Genomic DNA, 19,169 nt, shown 5'->3' with positions numbered 1-19,169 from the left:
GTTGACCCCGGCGCTGGTCTGCTCGGTGACGGCCGACAGCTCTTCGGCGGCGCTGGCGATCTGGGTGACGCCGTCGCGGATGCCGCTGATCAGGTCGCGCAGGGTCACGCCCATGCGGGCGATGCCTTGCTGCAGCACGCCGAGTTCGTCGCGGCGGGTGACCTTGACGTTCTGGGTCAGGTCGCCGCTGGCGATGCGCTCGACCACGGTCAGGGTTTCCTGCAGAGGACGGGTGATCTGACGGGTGATGATCACGGCGGCGATCACGCCCACCAGCAGCGCCAGCAGGGTGCTGATCAGTTGCAGGGTGCGGGCCTGGGCGCTTTCCACGTCGCGGCGGTCAAGCTGGATCTGGTACAGCTGCTCGCTCAGGGTCACGATGGTGGCGCCCTGGTCGGTCATTTCCTTGCGCGCCTGCACGGCGTCGGCGTTGGCGGCCTTGTAGGCCTGCAAGGCGCTGCGGTAGCTGACGAGGGCGTCTTCCAACTGGCGCAGGGCGCTCTGCTGGGAGCTGGCGAAGTGCGCGTTCAGTTGCTTGAGGCTGGCGATCGCGACATTCAGTTGGGCGACGGCTTTCTGCTCGGTGTCGGCGTTGGTGGTGGCGGTGTAGCCGCGCACTTCGTAGCGCGCCAGGATGAACGCTTCCTTGGCTTCGGTGATGGCCTGGAACTGCTCGAAGCGCTGCTCGCTCATCGGCAGTTGGCGGACGAAGTCGCTGATGGTCTCAAGCTGGTTGTAGGCGGTCTCGGCGTTGGCGGTCATGGTGTCGCGCGCGCTGTTGCCGGTGCGGTAGGCGTTGCGCATCTTGTTCAGCGACGTCTGGTACTCGGCGATGGTCTGCGCCTGCTCCTTGAGCAGCTTGACGTTTTCCGGGCTCTTGAACTTGCTGATCAGCGCCTGCTGCTGCGCGGCGAAGCCGTCGAGGGTGGTCTGCACGTTCTGCGCGGCGGTTTCGTCGCCGTTGGTCAGCATGTATTGCAGGCGCACCACGCGCAGCTTGGTCAGGCCGGCGTTGAGCTGGGTGATGTCGCTCATCCAGTTGCTGCGGTCAATCAGGCCGCCCAGGCTGGTCCAGCCGGTCAGCGCCAGGATGCAGGTCAGTGCCAGGACAAGGCCGAAGCCCAGCCCCAGTTTGAGGTTCACGCTGATGTTGCCGAACCAGCTATTCATCACAATTCCTCCAGAAACGTTGTGCTGCTTGATCGTCGGTTGGGCTGGAAGATTGTTGTTTTTTTGAGCCAGCAAGGGTGTTAGCAGGACTGTATCGGCCGCAATCCCGAGAGCTGAAAGGATTTTGTCGGACGAAATCTGTAACAAAGCTTTCCGGCGCGCCGGCGCCGCCTCCCAAGACTTTTTTCACACGCGTTTCACCGGCCGCCCACGCCGCTCTCTTTACCCTCGCCGCTTTGAATGTTGCGTGCTGTATGCCGGTGAGGCGGCCTGCTGTGGAATTGAGACTGAGTCTGTTCGGGGTCAAACGCTCGCTCCCGCTGGGCGGCCTGGCCCGCTACCGCAATGCCTGGGTGATCCTGGCGGCCGCGCTGCTGGCGGTTCCCTTGACCCTGTGGCTGCTGGCGCCTGCGGCGGTGCCGGACCTGGCCCACGGCAACGTGGCCGGCGCCCGGGCGCTGGCGGCGGGGTGGGCCAGGGGCGACATGATCGTGCTGGTGCGCCATGTCGAGCGCTGCGACCACTCCAAGGCGCCTTGCCTGATCGGCAACGATGGCATCACCGACCGTTCGCGCAGCGTCGCCGTGGGCGTCGGCGCGCAGTTCGAGCGCCTGGGCCTGGCCCATGCCGACATCTACAACAGCCCGATGCTGCGCACCGTGCAGACCGCCGGCTACATGTTCAACCGGGCGGCGACCGGCGAGGACTGGCTGATCAACTGCAAGGGCCGGATGTTGCAGGACGCCCTTGCGCACAAGGTGCCGGGGCGCAACCTGATCCTGGTGACCCACAGCGAATGCATGGCGCAACTGGAAAAGGACCTGAAGGTCTCCGCTTCGACGCCCGGCTACGGCGCCTCCCTGTTCATTTCCGCCGCCAACCCGGCGGCACCGAAAATGCTCGGCCTCATCGAAGCCTCGGACTGGCGCTCGGTGACCGCCCAATGACTGCCTCCCTCACCTCAGGACACCCCATGACGCCCAGCCGCTATTACCTGATCAACTTCGGCATTCCCCTGGCCTGCGCGGCGCTGGTGTTTCTGATGTTCGACATGACCCACCTCGATGTCGCCTTCAGCAACCTGCTGTTCGATCCGGTAAGCCAGCTGTTCCCCATCGAGCAGAACCACCTGTTCGAACAGTTCACCCACAAATGGGCGCGGATCATTCCGAACTGGACGGCCGAAGGGGCGTTCATCGGGCTGGCGCTGTCGTTCGCCTGGCCGCTGCTGGCCACCGACCGGCGCCCGCGCCTGGGTGCGTTGCTGGAGCGCAGCCAGGTGGCGCCGGTCCTGCGTTTCGCTGCGGCGCACCGGCGCGACTGGCTGTTCATCGTCGTGGCGTTCGCGCTGTGCACCGGCGTGATCCATTTCCTCAAGGCCCACACCAGCGTGTACTGCCCGATCGAAACCACGCTCTACGGCGGCAAGATGGCGCACGTCGACTGGTTCAGCAATTTCCAGTTCTTCCACGAGGCCGGCGACGGCCGCTGCTGGCCGGGCGGCCATGCGTCGGGCGGGTTCACCATGCTGGCGCTGTACTTCGTGGCACGCCGTCACCAGTGGCGCTTCTCCAGCGCCGTGCTGTACGCATCGCTGCTGCTTGGCCTGGTCTACGGCACCACGCGGGTGCTGCAAGGCTGGCACTACATGTCCCATACGTTCTGGGCCGGGATCTTCGTCTGGCTGACTTGCCTGCTGACGGCGCTGGCGTTCTACGGCCAGGCCCGGTTGGCGTTGCCGGTGCGGCACACGCGTCAGCGGCCGGTGTATGCGGCCCAGGCCGGCACCGCCTGACCCTTCTGCGTCGTGCATGAAAAAACCGCCGTCGCTGGCGGTTTTTTCATGGGCGCGAATCCTTCCGGCTCAGTAGCCGACGAAGTAGTAGGCCTGGCGCCCGACCATCATGGTCTTGAGCACTTTGAGCGGCGCGGCGGGCTCGCTGTCGCCGGACATCACCGCCACGTGGGCCGGCGAGTCGCGCAGGTAGGCGTCCAGTTGGGCGGGGGTGTCCAGGCCTTTGAGGAGGCTCTGGGTGTAGAACACGCTGGCGCCGCCCAGCCGCTCGTTGGCCTGGAACAGCGCCACCTGTTGGCCGTTGGCCTGCATCGACTGGATCTGCTCGGTCAGCGGCAGGAACGACAACTGACGGTCGGCCCGGGGCATCGCCCACTGCGCCGCGCCCAGGTAGCTGGCGATCACCAGCGCCAGCAGGCCGGACGCCAGGGCCCGGCGGTGCCGGGCGAGCCAGCCGGTGAAGCCGTGCTCGCGGCCCTTCAGTCGTTCGAACAGCACCGCCGCGTACTCCGCCGCGATCACAGCGGCGGCCGGGGTCATCGACATCAGGTACACCGTGCGTTTGCTGGAGGCCAGGGTCAGCATGATGAACTGGGCAATGATCCACAGGCTGAAAAACAGCAGGTAACGGTTGGCCCGCAGGCTTTTGCGAAAGTGCCACAGCCCCAGGTACACCAGAATGTTCCACGGCAGGAACGCTTCCGGCAGTTTGGCCAGGTAGTAGTAGAACGGTTCGTAGTGGCCGGCCTCCACGAAGGAGCCGCTGAAGCGCCCGACGCTGTTGGTCAGCAGCACTTCGCCCACCGCCTGCGCACCGCCGCGCTGATACAGCACCGCCAGCCAGATCAGCAGCGGCACCAGCCCCAACGCCGTCAGCAGGCCCGGACGCAGCCAGGCGCCGAGCTTCAGGCGCCGGTCCATCAGGTTGTCCGCCAGCAGGTACGCGAAGATCACCACCCCCGGCATGGCCAGGCCCAGCACGCCTTTGCTCAGGGTGGCGACGGCGATCCCGGCGGCGAACAGCAGGCCGTTGCCCATCGTCGGCGAACGCAGGCCCTGGAAAAACGCCAGCAGCGCGGTGGTCACGCCGAGCGCCAGCAAGGCGTCTTCGCCGACGCCGCGCACGTTGCTCCAGTAGCTGGCCATGGTCGCCAGCAGAATCCCCGCCGTCCAGGCGATGGCCCGTGGCCGTCCGAGGCGGCGCAGCATCGTGTACAGCACCATCACGCTGAACAGCCCGGCAAACGCCGACGCCAGCCGCACCGCCCACGGCGACACGCCGAACACGCGCATGGCGCCGGCGTCCAGCCACAGGCTCAGGGGCGGTTTCTCCAGGAACGGTTCGCCGAACAGGCGCGGCGTCACCCAGTCGTTGTCCAGGTGCATCTCCATGGCGATCCCGGCGACCCGGGCCTCGGTGGAGCCTTGCAGTTGATGGTTGCCCAACGCGAAGAAGAACAGCAGGGCGGCAAGCAGGAACAGGGAAGAGGCGGCACGCGACATGGGTTCAGGCAACCGGGGTTGAGCAGGAAACCCGAGCTTACCCGGCCAATGCTTAACAAATTGTGAACGTCAGGAAAGACGTCGCGACCAGCGCTGCTCCTCTGCCTCGAACCGCTCATTCACCCGCGCCGTCAGCACATGGTCCTGCCAGTGCCCGGCGATGTTCAGGTACGCCTTGGCGTAACCCTCGCGCTCGAACCCCAGGCGTTCCAGCAACCGCGCACTGCGCTCGTTGCCGGGAATGTAGTTGGCCATGATCCGGTGCAGGTTCTGGCGGTCGAACATGTAGGCGATGCCGGCCTCCAGCGCTTCATGCATCAGACCCTGGCCCTGATGGGCCTCATCGATGTGATAGCCCAGGAAGCAGGCCTGGAACGCGCCGCGGATGATCCCGCTGAAATTGCACGCACCGATCATCTGCCCGCCGTCCGGCGTCAGCAGCGCCAAATGTACCGCCAGCCCGGCCTCGAAAGCGCTGGCCTGCACCTCAAGGCGCCGGCGGATCTGCTCGGTGGAAAAGTAGTCGTCGGTGCGGATCGGCGACCACGGGGCGAGGTGACGCTGGTTGCGTCGGTAGAAGTCGTGTTCCAGAACCGCCTGCTCCGGATCGAGCACGGCGAGCGTCAGGCGTGGGCAGGGCAGGGTGAACAGCGGCATCGTGCGCTCCGGTGGCGGGACTTACTGGAAGAATTGCCCGACAGGGACGAAAACACAAACCGGCGGCTGAAGTTCGTATATCGTCGGACTCCAAGGAGCCCGTTCAAGGAAAACGACATGGAGTTTGCGTTCATTGCCGGCCAGCAATCACTGCGCCTGCTGCCCCCCGACCCGGCGCTGTGCACCGCGCTTGCCCACGCGCTCAACGCCAGCCACGTTGCCCACGCCGAATTCCTGCCCTGGGCCCGCCCCCACACCAGCGAGGCGCAGGCGCTTGAATTCCTGCAGCAGTCCCAAGACGCATTCAGCAGCGAAACCGGCGAGCGCCGCTGGTTCATCGTCACCGACGACGGCCAGGCCGTCCTGGGCTGCATCGGCCTCAAGCCTCGGCGACGCAATCGTTACGTCGTGGGCTATTGGGCCAACACCGAGCATTCGGGCAAGGGCTACATGCGCGCTGCATTGAGTCGATTGCTTGGTGGTTTTCCTGACGCCGCCTTCTACCTGAGCGCGTCATCGGCCAACGCCCGCAGTCAACGCCTGGCGGAGTCCGTCGGGTTCGAGCTGATCCGCGTGCACCCCGCAGCCCGCAACTCGGCGCAGCACGGCGTGCAAGACACACTGGCCTATCGCCTCAACACCAAACGCCAGGCAAAAAAAAGCCCGCGGGAGAGCGCGGGCGAACCGTAGTTTCTTGAATGAGCGAGGGCAATGTACACGGCCGTCGATTAAGTGGGGGTGAAGAAAAGTTCATGTCGATGAATGACTTGCACCCTCGGCGCCAAGCCTGCCGTCTCAGTGGACGACGGGCACCGGCGGTGGCGCGACGGCCTGCAGCGGATCGACAGTTTCCAGCGCCCGACACACCAGCATCTCGGTCATGGTCGCCAACTGCTGGATCGCCAGGATCCGACTGCGCTGCGCACCCTCGAACCCGTCGGCGAAATTCGCCGTCACGGTGGTGAGCGCGGCCAGGGTTTGGGTGGCGTGCGTGAGCAGGGTCAGCGTGTCCACATCGGTGCGGACGCTGAACAGCTCCTTGAACGGCGGCGCCTGTCGGCGTTTGCGAACACGTTCGCCGGGTTGCGGACGGGACTCGTGGGGTTCCGAGTCGGGTGCTGGGGATGGCGGGGTCTGGCTGTCTTTCTTCATGACGGGGCTCCAGGCATTTGGGTGGGTTCAGAGAACCGATGGCCGGGTGAAAGCGAAGCCAGAAGCCTATCGTGTCGGTGATGCCTGAAACAGTTCATGGAAGTCGACGCGTGTTGCGGGAAACTTCCTAGGACGTGCCCAGCGAGGCAAGTAGTTCGCTCGACGTCAGCGTGTGCCTGAAGTGATGCTCCCACAGCCGAATGCCCAGCCCACCGGAGCGATCCAGCGATGAGCCCACGGTCAGGTCGGTGATCAGTGTTGGCTGCAATCCGGCGTCGAACAACGCAAACCCGGCGGCCAGACAACAGGTCTCGGTTTGCAGGCCGCAGACCAGAACGCGGTCCGGGTTTTGGCTTTTCAGGTAATCGAGGGTTTCGGGCGAGGGGGCGTAGCCGTGTTTGATGAAGATCCGGTCGGCGGCGATCAGGCTGTCGTCGTCCGGGGCGGGGTGCCAGCCGAGTTGGCGCTGGAAGGGGGTGTGGGATTCGTTGTGGCGTTCGACGGTGGCTACGGTGGGGAGGAGGCCGATGAAGGGCTGGATGCCTGAGATGAGCCATGGGGGTGGGTTGAAGGAGGGTTGGATGTCGATGATTAGGAGGGTTTGGTGCATGGGGGGCTCCTGGGGGTGGGGCTCCTGGATTAATGAGGGGCGTGTTGTGCCGGGGTAATCTGAAACAAGTAGGTATCTATCTGTTTTTGCAAGTTAATAATTGTTCGGTCAACTTGCTTGGAATACCAGTTGGAACGCTGCGTGGTTTGGCTTCCGATGGACGGTGCTTTTTAAGTTCCGCGCCATTATCTAATCGGCATCGAATCTATCAAGCAAATGGTCGTGTAAACGTTAGCCATGGCTGGTGACCAGCTGCTGTTGATCCTTGCCCCTGCGCGTACGGTGCCCCACTCGCAAGTGCAGAGGCTCCTAGCTAACGATACCGTCAGTGACTGCTGTAATGGCTAAGTCGACTCTCGAAGTATTGCGCAGTCTCTTTGTCGATGCAGTACAGGTAGCAACCTTTCATCCCGCGAGTCATGAGGGTTCGGTAGGTATTTTTGATGATCAGGTCAGTTTCTTTTTTCGCCAGAGCAGGTTGCTCCTTCATCATTTTTTTCCAGCCGCGAATCGATTTATCATGTTTGTCGCGCTCATCCGGGGATGTCACAACGTTGCCATCACGTACGACCAGGTCTGACCCGATGATGACTCCGATATAGTCGACTTCCAGACCTTGGCAGGTATGAATGCAGCCAACTTGCTCGATGGAGTTCTCAGCGATGATCCACAGGCTGCCATCCTGATCCAGGTTCCATTGTCGCTTGTAGTCACCGATGACGATATCGGTAGCGTTGGGGGCTTTCTTGCTCAACCAAGGCCAGCAGTAGCCCGCGACTACGCGAGCCTTGTTTCCATGGTTTTTCTCGTCGATGGCGTCATGCAGCGCCTGAGGCGAGTCGAACACCTTGAACTCGTACTCCGAGGTGTCGAGCGTCGGATTTGCTGTCGAACGAATGCCAAGGACGTCATCCAGCCATGCCATGTAACCATCAGAACCACTGCAACGAAACTGTGAAGACAGCACATATTCCTCGACCACCGCCCCCTTGGCTTTGGCAAAGGCGCGTATCGCCTGCTTGCTGCCTATGTCGCTCAGAGTCACACGTTGGTCTTCATCGATGAAGAAAATTGAGCATTTCGCTGATTCAATCAGCTCCTTGATCTGGTTTTCGCCAAGGTTCCCATAAAGCCCGCTTTTCTCATTCAGCCGGTGAGCTTCGTCCACGATAAGCGCATCGAATGTGTTGGGCTCAGTGTTGATGAACGCCCCAGAGCCTGAAAAGAAATTCGAGAAATGGCTGCGTTTGATGGTGCCAACCAGTTTGCTTTCGTAAACCTTGCGTGGGGCGGCATTCTTCGAGACATATTTGCTTAACAGCCTCAATTCTGTGAGCCTCACCAGCAAATTGATAGCCAGAACAGTTTTCCCGGTGCCCGGGCCCCCCTCAATGATCAGCACCTTTGGTGCCTGGTTCGAGGCTTCGCTTGATGCCGCAAGCGCCGATTCAAAAATTGCTTTTTGATCGTCAATCAACACGAACTCTGGCTTGCCTGTCATCAGCCCTTCGAGGGCTTCGGCTAGCGCTTTGGACGGACGGATTTTCCCATCGGACAGTTCGTAGAGAACCTCTTTGTTGTCGCCGTGAGCAATATGCTTTTTCAGGAAGCTTCTGAGTTTAGTGAGCTCGTCCGGCCCTTTCAGGAACAGTGGGGCTTTGCTGATGTGGGGCTCGTAGTGAGCTGAGTCGATGATGCCGTCGCTGGCGTAGTTATGAAGGTAGGCACACGGACGGATCTCAATGCTTTTGTCATACACAGCCTCGTTGAAGCCCTCCAGCAGCGCGGCGTATGACCATACCTGATAGGACGGGTGAATGGTCTCAACGAGGCCGCCACCCAATGCCGTTTTGACGATGGCATCCTTGGTAGTGGCGTTGGCCTTGCTCCATTGCTTCAATTCGATCAAGACGGCTTTTTTTGCCTGATTTTCGTCGCGACCGGTTAGCAGAAAATCGATTCGCTTCGACGACTGCGGAATGTGCAGCTCAATGGCCAGGCCCGCGTCGCTCGGCAGGTCTTCATCCCTAAGGACCTTGGCCATGTACGTTAGAGATCCTTGCCATGACCTGATTTCTGACCTGCCAACGGTCTTGCCGGTGGCTACCTTGAAATGCCTGAGGATCACGTCCTCGATGTCATCGTTATCGTTGTCTTTTAGAAATTGCTGTTTGGTCGCAGCGTAAACGATCACGGGTTGTCCTTAGATTCGGGTTGATCAGAGTCGGTCATACTTTTTGCTGCTGCTTTTGGCTTTATCCACGGGATATTTCTGGCCGTTCGAGGCGAGTTTCCGTGTCACCGCTTCGTTGAGATCAACGCCGAGTACGCTGCTCAGGCGAACCAGGTACATTAGTACGTCCGCCAATTCGTCCTTGACTGCTTGGCCCATTTCCGGGCTTTTTGCGGCGGAGAGCGAATCGGCATCGCTCATCCATTGGAAAATCTCGCACAGCTCTCCTACCTCGCCAGTGAGAGCCAGGATCAGATTTTTCGGGGAGTGGAACTGTTGCCAGTCGCGATCATCTGCGAAACGCTGAAGGGATGCGGCAAGCTTCGTTATGTCAACCAGTGGCGCGGATGAGCTGTCTGAGTCACTCACGGGGCTATCTCTTGGGTATCAGTGAGGGGCAAAAGATCTGTAGGATATCGGGCTTCGTATTGTAAGACCTTTCGCTATTGACGCAGGCATTTTGTTTTCTCTCGCTCACTGTCTGCCAGCCGAATTGCTTGCCTGCATTCGCTATGTCATTTGAGGGGGGAGCGTGGGCCGCCTACAAGCGGATTTTCCAGTGCCTGGCGACAGCCTCCGCCGTTTCTGGCCTGGCAGTTGGCGACAGGATGGTGACTGCCGTGGCGACGCACAGGATTCGTCGAAGACCGATATCGCGACTGATAGCGGCGCCCGGCCTGATTGACGCGGCGCTAGGAATCGAATAGACACGCAAATGCATAATTTATATGCAAATTATTTTTAGGTATTAGTCACACTATCTCTAAAAATATCCCAGTTGCTCTTCGAATTTCTTCAACCGTTTTGCTGACTGACTGACTGACTGACTGACTGACTGGCTAGCCCATGCTTGGGGTTGCGGCCGGTATCGGCTAGGGACGGTTGCTCACGAATGAGGGCTAACGCCCTAGCCAATGGCCAGGAATCAGGATCTGTATCGGATCTGGACTCCGCGGTTGCCCAAGGGAGATTGCAACATGTCGTCTACACGCTGATTGCAGAAGTCCTCCACAAAGTCCTTGATGGCGAAGGCCGTTTCAAGCGCTCGCTTGTCCTCTGGCACATGAGCAGCAAGTGCTCGTGGCATGACAACGATACACTTTGCCATCGCACGGGAGATTGCGACATTGGTACGCTCCAGCTGCATTAAGAACGTTTCTTCTCCGCTAATGACGTCAACATCTGCGACGCCGAAGGTCACTATGATGGTATGGCGCTCTCCCCCTTGGAACCGTTCAACGGTGTCGACCGCATCCGAAATATGGTCCGCCTCAGTGGGCCATATTTCAGTCAATGCCTGTACCACCAAAGCCCGCTGCGCGCGGTGGGGGGTCACGATGCCCACGCACTCAGACCAAAACTCTAGAGCGCTCGGTGTGAAGTGGGATTTGGGATGGAGGCCCCAATTGTCGAGCGCACCACTCACTGAGTGTCTCAGGCCACGAACCAAGTTAGCTACAATTTGCGCCTCGTACCTATTTCCTTGCGATGAGATATCATCATCGTGCAGCACGGTGGCGACCCTTGTATCAGGGTGCAGTACGCGGTCGAATACCTGTGCCCATGGAAAGCTAGGCCAGTAGTCTGGGCGTAATGCGGGTGGTTGTATCATGTGCAGGCGGCAGTTGCCGTAAGCGGCTGTAAGACTCTGCGGATAGCCGATGGTACGCGCGAAATCTACGATGTGGTCGGCAGAACGATAGTTGGTATCCAGCACGCATTTTTGCACGCGAACCGCAAAGGGACGGTCCAGCAAATACGTCTGAATGCTCCCAACCAAGTAAGCAGCATCTTTCGGTGCCTCGATTGAAGAGATTGGAGGCATTTGCAGATGGTCCCCAGCTATTATCACCCGAGCATCGTCCCGCAGCCCGCTGAATGCAGCAAGCGCCTTAGGCACTGGGACTTGGGAACTTTCATCAACAACTACTACATCAAACACTGGATGAAGCGCGCTTGCGCCAAGTGCTTTTGCGAACTGACGGCTCTGCATAACCTGGCAGCCGACGATCGTCACCCCTGAACTACTCGCGAGAAGCTGAGTGCAATCCTGCCACTCAGCGTTGCCTACCTCAAACACCATGCTGTCATAGGTAATGTGTGAAGCAATACCTTGGGACGCAGATCCCAGTGCCCGCCCTTTAGAGTAGCCGACGAACATTGCGCATCTTGCGATCGGGTCTTGGGACAAGAACTTAGCAGCACGGTGCATCACCTCTTCCACCGCCTTGTAAGTTGGCCCTGTTACTAGAACTCGCAACGGCGTACTAGATGTAACTGCCTGCACCGTCATGGCGTGGAGCATCGCAGCAAGAGTGTTTGTCTTACCGGTGCCAGGTGGTCCCCAGATAACGGTTAGCTGCCTTTCCAAGGCATGCACGATTGCGTCGCGTTGTGAATTGTTAAGAGAGTGAGAGGTTTGAACGGCGTTGGCGAGCGCACCAGCAGTGGCTCCCGTCAAAACAACCTGCTGCTGAAGGACTCCAGGAACCCAGAGAACCCTCGCTGCAGGAGATTCCGCATCGTATGTGCGACGGGCAGGGGGCGCTACGCCGATCGCGCGCACTGCGTTGGGATCCGGTGTCGCGATACGAGGGTTACCAATGGCCTGAAGAATTGGTTGGCTAAATTCCGCCCAGTTAAACATTTTTGGCTTCTTGGCTTCGACGAGGAATATGTCGTTCAAAAGCGAGAAGCAACTGTGCTGCATTAGGTACGGCACGAGGTTGGCGTCCCTGCGGCAAATAATTTCAACTTGCGCGGTAAGACGCACACGGTCGAATGCAACCAGGCGAGCCTCTACTGCAGACCAAAGGGGCATTTGTAGCACCTCGGGCGTACCATGAAACGGAGGTGCGCTAGAACCAACAATGCTGCCCACCCGTTGCAGTGGCATCCCCGGCGTGCCTATCTTGCCAATAGTCAGCCTAGAGTCCTCTTTAAACTTTGCCTCAGACGAGCTTGGGGCGACGTTGAACTGGTAGAGATCACCGCTGAGGTGTGTACCAGTATGCAGAACGATGGCTTCATATACCGCCTCCCGCCTCTCGCCATCCATCGAAAGCCCGATATGAGCGTCGAGTTGCGAAGTGTTGAAATCCAGATCGTCCCACCACAGCCAAAGCTTGGCGTCGAAGGCTACACTCGAGGCCCCGCGAGGGACCGAGACAGGAATACGCGCCTCCCTAGCCCGAAACTGGCCGCGGTAGTCCTCACGTAGCTTCTCGCATACGCTTTCTAGAGCTGATGACTGCCGCTCCAAGGCGTCTGAGTACTGGGCGATGAGAGTATTTCGAGGAATGCTAGTAGCACCACGCTTCACCTGCGGGGTATGCGCCCATAGCTCGTATATTCGCTCACGTGGGATACCGTTGTTCAGATATTCACGGTAGTAGGAATCCGTGATTGCAGGCGAGTATTGGCTGCGTCGGTAGCGCTCGACAGTATCGAACAATGTGATGACATGTCGGCTTGGCGCGAAAACCAGCCGTCTAACAATGTCCTCGACAGTTACAATGGTTGCCGCTTCAACCGCGTCGGCACGCTCAAGCATTTCATCGCCAGCGAAAACCCATGCAAGCGCCTTTGCCCGTCGGGCAGACAGCGCTAGGACTCTAGGTAAATGCCTTCCCATTGCGTTGCAAAGCTCTTGGAACTGCCGCTGTTCCCAGAAGTGGATTTGTCCTGTAATAGACGTCCCCCCCTTCATTTGCTCGGCAGTTTCGATCCACGTGGCAATTTGGGTAAGGAATCCTTCCAGTGCGACCCATTCCGCTAATAATGACTTATCGTCAACAATGAAGGGGACCGGTCGCAAGCGGCGTGGTGACTGGCCAGCTGTGAAGGTGGTTGCAACACCGCTGAGCGCAAGACCTGTTAAGAATCCGGAGCTGGAGTCAAAGTTGATGCTCGCGTAGAGCAAGATGTTTGCGGCACGGACCAACGAAGCAATAGCACCTGTGGTGTCTCTGGAAACATTGCCGGAGTTGATGGCTGCCGACCGTGCGGGAAAAGCCTTAGCCTCTTTTTTCAAGAGAGTGTGTAACTGCAAAGCAGGATGGCCCAGTGCACCGGCAAGCGCTGCAGTGTCAGCCACGGTATTCTGATGGAGGACCTTTTTGGCTCCTCGCGTGATACCGGGAACTAAGCAAAGGTGACCTGTAGACTCTGCTAGAGGCATGCAGTAGTGCCCAGGGTTTACGTCTACGACATTTCGATGGGCCTGGCCCATGTGGCGCCTGTCACCCAGCCAGTCACATGCGCTGCAACTGCCCGAAATGTGCCAGTCTAGCGCCTGCCAGCCCTGCCCAGGTGTTTTGCCCATGCGCACAACCCGAGCTACATCGTTGAAGAAACTACGGATAGTCGGCAGGTAGAATCGAAGCTGAGCATCTTCCGAGTCCGCTATCAACGCATCGAGTAACGCCTGCTGGGTAGTACCAGCCTGTGTCTCAGCTTTGTCGAGATTACTGTCAACTTGGTTGTGCCGTGTCCACAGTCTCGCGTCGAGACTTACAAAAAAGCGGCAGGCGAGCTGCGGCCGGGCTTGTAGCCAATTTGCTAGCATCACTGCATACATCGCAATCTCCGAGCAGTAGCTCGGGTTTGACTCGGAGGTGTGCTTGACGTCGAAAACGCAAATAGCTTTCCTAGGCTCAACCAGCTCATTTATTGGGCCGCGGGTCCCGTTTGGTAGAACTTCTTGGTCCCCCGCTTGTGCGTCCCTAATGTAAAAGATATCGGGTACGAAGTCGGTTATGGGGGGAATCTGCGAAATGTCTGCCGCATCCACCCCTATCGTTGAAAGCACGGTTGACTGCTGTGCTCCAATAGAAAAGTGTCCTTGCAAGATGAGCTGGGGTGCAGACGTCACTGCCGTCAGTACCGACTGTAGGTCGACGGTCCCGTACTGGTTGGCGTTTTTTGAGTACTGCACTATGCCGCCGAAAAGGCGTACGAGCTGATCGTTTCTGGCAACTTCGAAGTCTTTTCCATGCACAGCCAGGATGCCAATGCCAGGGCGTTTGATGGGCTCAGGAAGGCCTGCAGCCGCCATTGCCTTCTTGTCGTGCAACGATAGGAACAACTCCTTGTCGCATTTGGTTCGAAGGAACATCGACAAGGTACTCTTCGATACCTTTAACTGGATGGAGCCTCCTGCAGTAGCCATCTTCTCTCCCTAGCTTCTTCTTACATGGAAGTCATATTCTTTGGCCGCAGCTGAGCCCGCGGCCATGTGATCGGCCTGGCGCTTTCCAGATGCAGCAGTTTTTGCACTACGCACAGAGACCTCGTCCCAGTGCACACCCGAAGCCTCTAAAGAGGCGCGGATTAAAGCTTTCGCATCGACCTTTGAAGATGGGATGATTCCGAAGCGGATGTGCATATCCAAGTCTTCAGCTTTCGTCCTGGCCATGTTTCTCCAAACTTTGCCAAGAGACTCTGCGAATGAATCAGTTCCTGCGTGCTGAAGCTGTTCGCTATTACCATAAACGACGTGGTCCGGCCCTCCCAGAAACCAATTCCTCAGCCACTGATCCTCGACATAAGTACGCATGCCGTAGTACGGCGGCGATGTGACGACAACGGAGAAGTCTCGACAAGGCGGCAGCGAGGCCGCTATTCGAGAGTCTCCCTTCCGCACATCTGTCAATACTCCTGTCTTAGGCAGGTGAGTGCTATCAAGGCGCATAAGCTTGCGCTGCAACACCTTTAGAACATCCAGATCAGGCGCCACTAGCCCCTTTTCCTCCCAATAGCGCACAGAGTAATCCGGCTTGGAGGAAAATGTGCGCGGCATTTGATTCGAAAAATAAGAGTGCCGATCTGGTGTCTTACTCATCGGGCCATGCAGGCAACCTAGCATCGCGGCGCGGAGGATAACTGTCGTATCAGTGTCACGCCCCACTCGAAGTAGCCCTTCGCGTATTGCACAGACCCTTCGCAGCACGTAGGGGTGAAATGCAGTTTGGAAGAAGCTGTTATCTGGTACTGCGGATGAGTCGTACTCTTTGATGTAGCGCTTAGCCAAAGCCAACGCCTTCGTGGTATAGACCGCGGCTAGCTTCGCACGGGCGATAGCGATTGCAATCGGAGAGCTATCAATACCGCGGGCGGACAGCCCCAGCTTGCGCGCAGCAAACAGCGTTGTTCCGCGACCGCAAAACGGGTCCATCACTACCGGGTTTGCCTTACGGTACTGCTCGAGTACCTCGAGTGGATACTCGAGCGGAAACATCGTGAAGTATGGGCAGATAGCGTTGAGAGCATTGTCACGCTCATAGGCGAGAGTTCGAGGCATGTGCGGTCCGCTGCTGATTTGCGCTCGGAAAATATAGAGCTTTTTGTGCCCGCTCCGGTGCCGGCGGCCTTACCCTTTCGCCGGGCGATTACCCCAACTATTCAGAGTATCCGCCTGCCTTACTCGTCGCGATTTGTGATTATCCTCATTGGAGACCTAGCTCACAACCCAGTTTGAAAAAACCGTTGACGAAGGCGGCTTTTCTCCTTTAACGGTTGATCTTGGCTACTGAGATCAGATTTTTGCTCAGACGTCGAACACCCATGTGTAGTGGTCTACTAACCCCGGACACCCATTTAGGCGAGAATGCTCGCCACAGAGAGGTGTCCGATGACCAAGCAACGCCGTACCTTTACCCCTGAGTTCAAGCGCGAAGCTGCCTGCCTGGTGCTCGATCAAGGCTACAGCCATGCCGAAGCGGCCCGTTCGCTCGGCCTGGTCGAGTCGGCACTACGCCGATGGGTTAATCAGTCTCAGCAGGAGCGCGGCGGCGTAACGCCGGCCAGCAAAGCGTTGACGCCAGAGCAGCAAATAATCCAAGAGTTGGAAGCCCGGATCACGCGCCTTGAACGCGAGAAATCGATACTAAAAAAGGCTACCGCGCTCTTGATGTCGGAAGATCTCGAGCGTACGCGCTGATCCGCCAGCTCAGCGACCATGAGCCCGTTGATTGTTTGTGCGAAGTGTTCGAAGTTACTCGCTCAAGTTACTACGCACATCGTCACAGAAGGCGAACTCCGGACGTTGAACGACTGCGGTTGCGCAGTCGAGTGAATGAGTTGTTCACGCGAGGTCGAAGTGCGCCCGGCAGCCGTACCATCATGGCAATGATGCAAGAAGAGGGTGAGCAAATCGGGCGGTTCAAGGTCCGCAGCCTGATGCGTGAGCTGGCATTGATCAGCAAGCAGCCAGGATCACATGCGTACAAAAAGGCCACAGTGGAACGGCCAGATATTCCGAACACCTTGAACCGAGCGTTTGATGTCGAAGCGCCAAATCAGGTCTGGTGTGGAGACATCACTTACGTCTGGGCACAGGGCAAATGGCACTATCTGGCAGTTGTCCTGGATCTCTATGCACGCAGAGTGGTTGGTTGGGCCTTATCAGAAAAGCCGGATGGAGAGCTGGTGGTCAAAGCGCTGGACGTCGCTTACGAACAACGTGGAAAGCCTCAAGGACTACTGTTCCACTCCGACCAGGGATCGCAATATGGCAGCCGTCAGTTCCGCCAGAGACTGTGGCGCTACCGCATTCGCCAGAGCATGAGCCGCCGAGGCAACTGTTGGGATAATGCACCGATGGAGCGAGTATTTCGCAGCTTGAAATCAGAGTGGATACCGACCACGGGCTACCTGACCGGGCAGCAAGCTCAACGAGACATTGGCCAATACCTGATGAGCCACTACAACTGGATCCGGCCTCATCAGTTCAACGATGGACTGGCTCCGGCGAAAGCTGAAGAAAAACTCAAAACCGTGTCCGGGATGAGTTGACCACTACAGATCGGCTACGAGAAGGAGCTGGAAGCAGTGACAAAATCATGTCGCTGAGTAGGTTCAGGCGGCCACGTCCGAGCACATGGCCTCCCTAGCCTTACAACATCGCCAAGACGACAGTAGCCAAAAGCGCCAGTGCAACAGCGGACACTGGATCGATGCCCATCAAGCCGAAGCCGATGGCCATGCTACCGAACGCACGAATGCGCTTGTGCAAAACTGCTGAACCAGCCTGATTCATACCACCCATGGGGGTGACCTCCTCTAGCTGTTTCTCCTGGTCTCATAAAGCAGTGGGCGAGGAGGTTCAGACTTCGCTGCCTGTTGTTTCTTTTCACCAGAGTCCGGCGGCAGCGTCCCAACTGGACGGTTGCAGGGCGAAGCAAGGCTTCGCTTCCTGGCATCTTGCAGTGGCGCGACAGTATCAGTAAATCGCGCCGCCTGTCGATTATCTCCTCGCCCGAATAGCCTGAATGCGTGCAGTGAGATCGACTGTCAATTGGTGCAGGTCATTCGCGAAATACCGGATGTGCCGGATGTGTGCTAGGTCGAAGGGCACGTCCCCACCACTTTGTGTGATCAGGATAACCTCCTTTCCTAGCGCATGAGCCACCCCAATCTCATAGAAAACGTTGGGGTTCCGGTTAGTACAGTCGCAGACCACAATCGAGGATCTATCGATCAGGTCGACAACGTCCTGAATGATCGCGTGATTCTCCCAAATATCATCAGCTCGGTGGCAGCGCATGAGATTGTTTGCAGCTGCTCCTTGGATTGCGTGGTAAATCCCACCGAAACCAGCAAAGGGCATCATCGTACTCAACAAGTCCTCTTCGACAAGTTGCGGCTCGCGCAACTGGAAAACTCTGGGGGTTCGGTCCGGCCGACTGACTTCAGTAGCGATCACTTTGTACAGATCGGCCCCCGGTACACGCCAGTGGCTGTGCTCAAAAGCGGTAAACCCTCGCGTAGGCATTGGGATATCCAAGGCTGCAGCTAAACGCATCACCTCCTCGTGGGGGATAGGTGGAACGTTAGGCTCGTAGCTATATTGAACGCTTACACTGGCGCCGGCAGCCGTGATGGAGGTGATGCTGCCCACCCTGGCAAATTGCGTCTCGCCCCGTGCAGTCTCTTCGACGAACAGGGCTGGGATTTGGGTCAGTGCTGCGAAGTTGACTGAACCGTTAGGAAGACGGAGAACCGGGTCATCCTGTGGAATATAGATTCGGCTGAGCGATATCTCGTCACGGCGACCGCTCCATCCGCCGTACCGCACCAAGAGATTATACAAGTCCGCCTCCTGCCTACTCATCGCTGTATGAGGCTGTCATAAAGCTGGCATTCCCCAGCCAAAACAGCCCTTTTGGACACAAAAAAGGCACTTGCGATATTCGCTAAGTGCCTGTTTTGTAAGGATCATTTGGTGGAGCCGGGGGGATTTGAACCCCCGTCCGCCAGTGCTCCGCTGTCGGTACTACATGCGTAGCCGTGTCTATTGAGTTAACCCTCAGCGACCCGACGGGCAGGGTGCTTTGGGCGAGTTGTGTAAGTTTTAGCCGCTTCGTCCACAACGTACTGCACGGCGATTCTGTTCTATATGACAATCATTTCGGGTTTACAGACATCCCCTGATGATTGCTGGGCCCGAAGGCACCAGGAGTGCATGTCAGCTGCAATTAAGCAGCGAGAGCAGCACCGTATTGGTCGTCATTGGCAACTATAAGAAGTTGCAACAGTGGATTTACGAGTTCTGTTACCAACTCGGCATGCACCTAAAGTTTCGCCACCGGCGTCGAATCCTAATCGGCCCCGAACCCGTTGCTCGGCATTTCTCTTTGAACAACAGGCACGTGCAGTGTACGCCAAACCGCTGGCGAGGCCAACCCGAAGGTTGGCCCGTTCACGGATCAGCTCTTGCCGTCCTTGTTCGCGTTGCGGATGTCCTGGATCGTCTGGGTGGTTTCGGTGATGCATTTCTTGGTGCCATCGTCGGTGTTTTGCGCCTGGTAGGCCTTGGCCTGTTGGACGCTGGCGTCCACCCGGGCGCTCATGTCCGCAGGGATCTGGGCCTTGGCGTTGGCGATGGTTTGCAGGTTGGTCTCGCACAGGTCGTCGGTGCCGCCGGCGGCGAACGCGGCGGAGGTCAGCATCGAGGCGGTGACGAACAGACCGAACAGCACGGAACGTTTCATGGGCAATCTCCTTGAACTGAGGATCCAGACTTCGCTGGCCGTCAGGACGGGCAACCG

At 58.4% G+C, this 19,169-nt stretch carries 14 protein-coding genes, 1 other RNA gene and 2 pseudogenes; 4 read left to right on the top strand and 13 right to left on the bottom strand.

Annotation, left to right across the window (positions count from 1 at the left end; translation table 11 throughout):
- Positions 1-156 precede the first annotated feature (156 nt).
- Positions 157-1,035 (bottom strand): annotated as a pseudogene (locus KVG96_RS27850) (methyl-accepting chemotaxis protein); the annotation flags it as partial.
- A gap of 410 nt (positions 1,036-1,445) precedes the next feature.
- Here KVG96_RS27850 and pmrG point away from each other — a divergent pair.
- Both pmrG and KVG96_RS20920 read left to right on the top strand, forming a co-directional pair.
- Positions 1,446-2,117, top strand: a complete 672-nt coding sequence (pmrG, locus tag KVG96_RS20925; protein ID WP_217893741.1) for a lipopolysaccharide core heptose(II)-phosphate phosphatase PmrG — start codon at positions 1,446-1,448, stop codon at positions 2,115-2,117.
- Positions 2,114-2,872 (top strand): annotated as a pseudogene (locus tag KVG96_RS20920) (phosphatase PAP2 family protein); the annotation flags it as partial. The gene pmrG and the pseudogene KVG96_RS20920, both read left to right, overlap by 4 nt.
- A 162-nt stretch (positions 2,873-3,034) precedes the next feature.
- On the opposite strand, the gene KVG96_RS20915 reads toward KVG96_RS20920, so the two are convergent.
- Positions 3,035-4,468, bottom strand: coding sequence for an ArnT family glycosyltransferase (locus KVG96_RS20915; RefSeq protein ID WP_217893739.1), 1,434 nt, complete (start codon positions 4,466-4,468; stop codon positions 3,035-3,037).
- A gap of 69 nt (positions 4,469-4,537) precedes the next feature.
- Positions 4,538-5,125, bottom strand: coding sequence for a ribosomal protein S5-alanine N-acetyltransferase (rimJ, locus tag KVG96_RS20910; RefSeq protein WP_217893738.1), 588 nt, complete (start codon positions 5,123-5,125; stop codon positions 4,538-4,540).
- Between the two features lie 117 nt (positions 5,126-5,242).
- Here rimJ and KVG96_RS20905 point away from each other — a divergent pair, with 117 nt between their 5' ends.
- Positions 5,243-5,815 (top strand): GNAT family N-acetyltransferase, encoded by a 573-nt coding sequence (locus tag KVG96_RS20905; RefSeq protein ID WP_217893737.1) that lies wholly within the window; start codon positions 5,243-5,245, stop codon positions 5,813-5,815.
- Positions 5,816-5,920: 105 nt separating this feature from the next.
- Here the strand turns inward: KVG96_RS20905 and KVG96_RS20900 are convergent, their stop codons facing one another.
- From KVG96_RS20900 to KVG96_RS20875, 6 genes are all read right to left on the bottom strand, one after another.
- A complete protein-coding gene (locus KVG96_RS20900; RefSeq protein WP_217893736.1) occupies positions 5,921-6,277 on the bottom strand; it encodes a DUF6124 family protein in 357 nt (118 codons plus the stop codon).
- 127 nt (positions 6,278-6,404) lie between these two features.
- Positions 6,405-6,887, bottom strand: coding sequence for a cysteine hydrolase family protein (locus KVG96_RS20895; protein WP_217893735.1), 483 nt, complete (start codon positions 6,885-6,887; stop codon positions 6,405-6,407).
- Between the two features lie 325 nt (positions 6,888-7,212).
- Complete coding sequence (locus KVG96_RS20890) at positions 7,213-9,081, bottom strand: DNA/RNA helicase domain-containing protein (protein ID WP_217893734.1); 1,869 nt, start codon at positions 9,079-9,081, stop codon at positions 7,213-7,215.
- Positions 9,082-9,105: 24 nt separating this feature from the next.
- The gene (locus tag KVG96_RS20885) at positions 9,106-9,489 is read right to left on the bottom strand and encodes a nucleotide pyrophosphohydrolase (RefSeq protein WP_217893733.1); all 384 of its coding nucleotides are present in this window, start codon (positions 9,487-9,489) and stop codon (positions 9,106-9,108) included.
- A gap of 556 nt (positions 9,490-10,045) precedes the next feature.
- Positions 10,046-14,290, bottom strand: a complete 4,245-nt coding sequence (locus KVG96_RS20880) for an AAA domain-containing protein (protein WP_217893732.1) — start codon at positions 14,288-14,290, stop codon at positions 10,046-10,048.
- 9 nt (positions 14,291-14,299) lie between these two features.
- The gene (locus KVG96_RS20875; protein ID WP_217893731.1) at positions 14,300-15,421 is read right to left on the bottom strand and encodes a DNA methyltransferase; all 1,122 of its coding nucleotides are present in this window, start codon (positions 15,419-15,421) and stop codon (positions 14,300-14,302) included.
- Between the two features lie 330 nt (positions 15,422-15,751).
- Between KVG96_RS20875 and KVG96_RS20870 the strand changes: the two genes are divergently transcribed.
- A protein-coding gene (locus KVG96_RS20870; protein WP_217893730.1) for an IS3 family transposase occupies positions 15,752-16,914 on the top strand; the annotation gives its coding sequence in 2 pieces (ribosomal slippage) (positions 15,752-16,007 and positions 16,007-16,914; 1,164 coding nt in all).
- A 100-nt stretch (positions 16,915-17,014) separates the two neighbouring features.
- On the opposite strand, the gene KVG96_RS20865 is transcribed toward KVG96_RS20870, so the two are convergent.
- From KVG96_RS20865 to KVG96_RS20850, 4 genes are all read right to left on the bottom strand, one after another.
- A complete protein-coding gene (locus tag KVG96_RS20865; RefSeq protein WP_217893729.1) occupies positions 17,015-17,167 on the bottom strand; it encodes a hypothetical protein in 153 nt (50 codons plus the stop codon).
- A gap of 198 nt (positions 17,168-17,365) precedes the next feature.
- On the bottom strand, positions 17,366-18,211 hold the full coding sequence (locus tag KVG96_RS20860) for a hypothetical protein (protein ID WP_217893728.1): 846 nt from the start codon (positions 18,209-18,211) through the stop codon (positions 17,366-17,368).
- A gap of 130 nt (positions 18,212-18,341) precedes the next feature.
- Positions 18,342-18,731, bottom strand: a transfer-messenger RNA (tmRNA) gene (gene ssrA / locus KVG96_RS20855).
- A gap of 96 nt (positions 18,732-18,827) precedes the next feature.
- Positions 18,828-19,112 carry a PA2433 domain-containing protein gene (locus KVG96_RS20850; protein ID WP_217893727.1) on the bottom strand — a complete coding sequence of 95 codons (285 nt, stop codon included), beginning with the start codon at positions 19,110-19,112 and terminating at the stop codon, positions 18,828-18,830.
- Between the last annotated feature and the right edge of the window lie 57 nt (positions 19,113-19,169).

Origin of the sequence: Pseudomonas ekonensis, assembly GCF_019145435.1 — a bacterium.
Lineage (GTDB): Bacteria > Pseudomonadota > Gammaproteobacteria > Pseudomonadales > Pseudomonadaceae > Aquipseudomonas > Aquipseudomonas ekonensis.
This window is presented reverse-complemented; position numbering and strand designations above follow the sequence as displayed.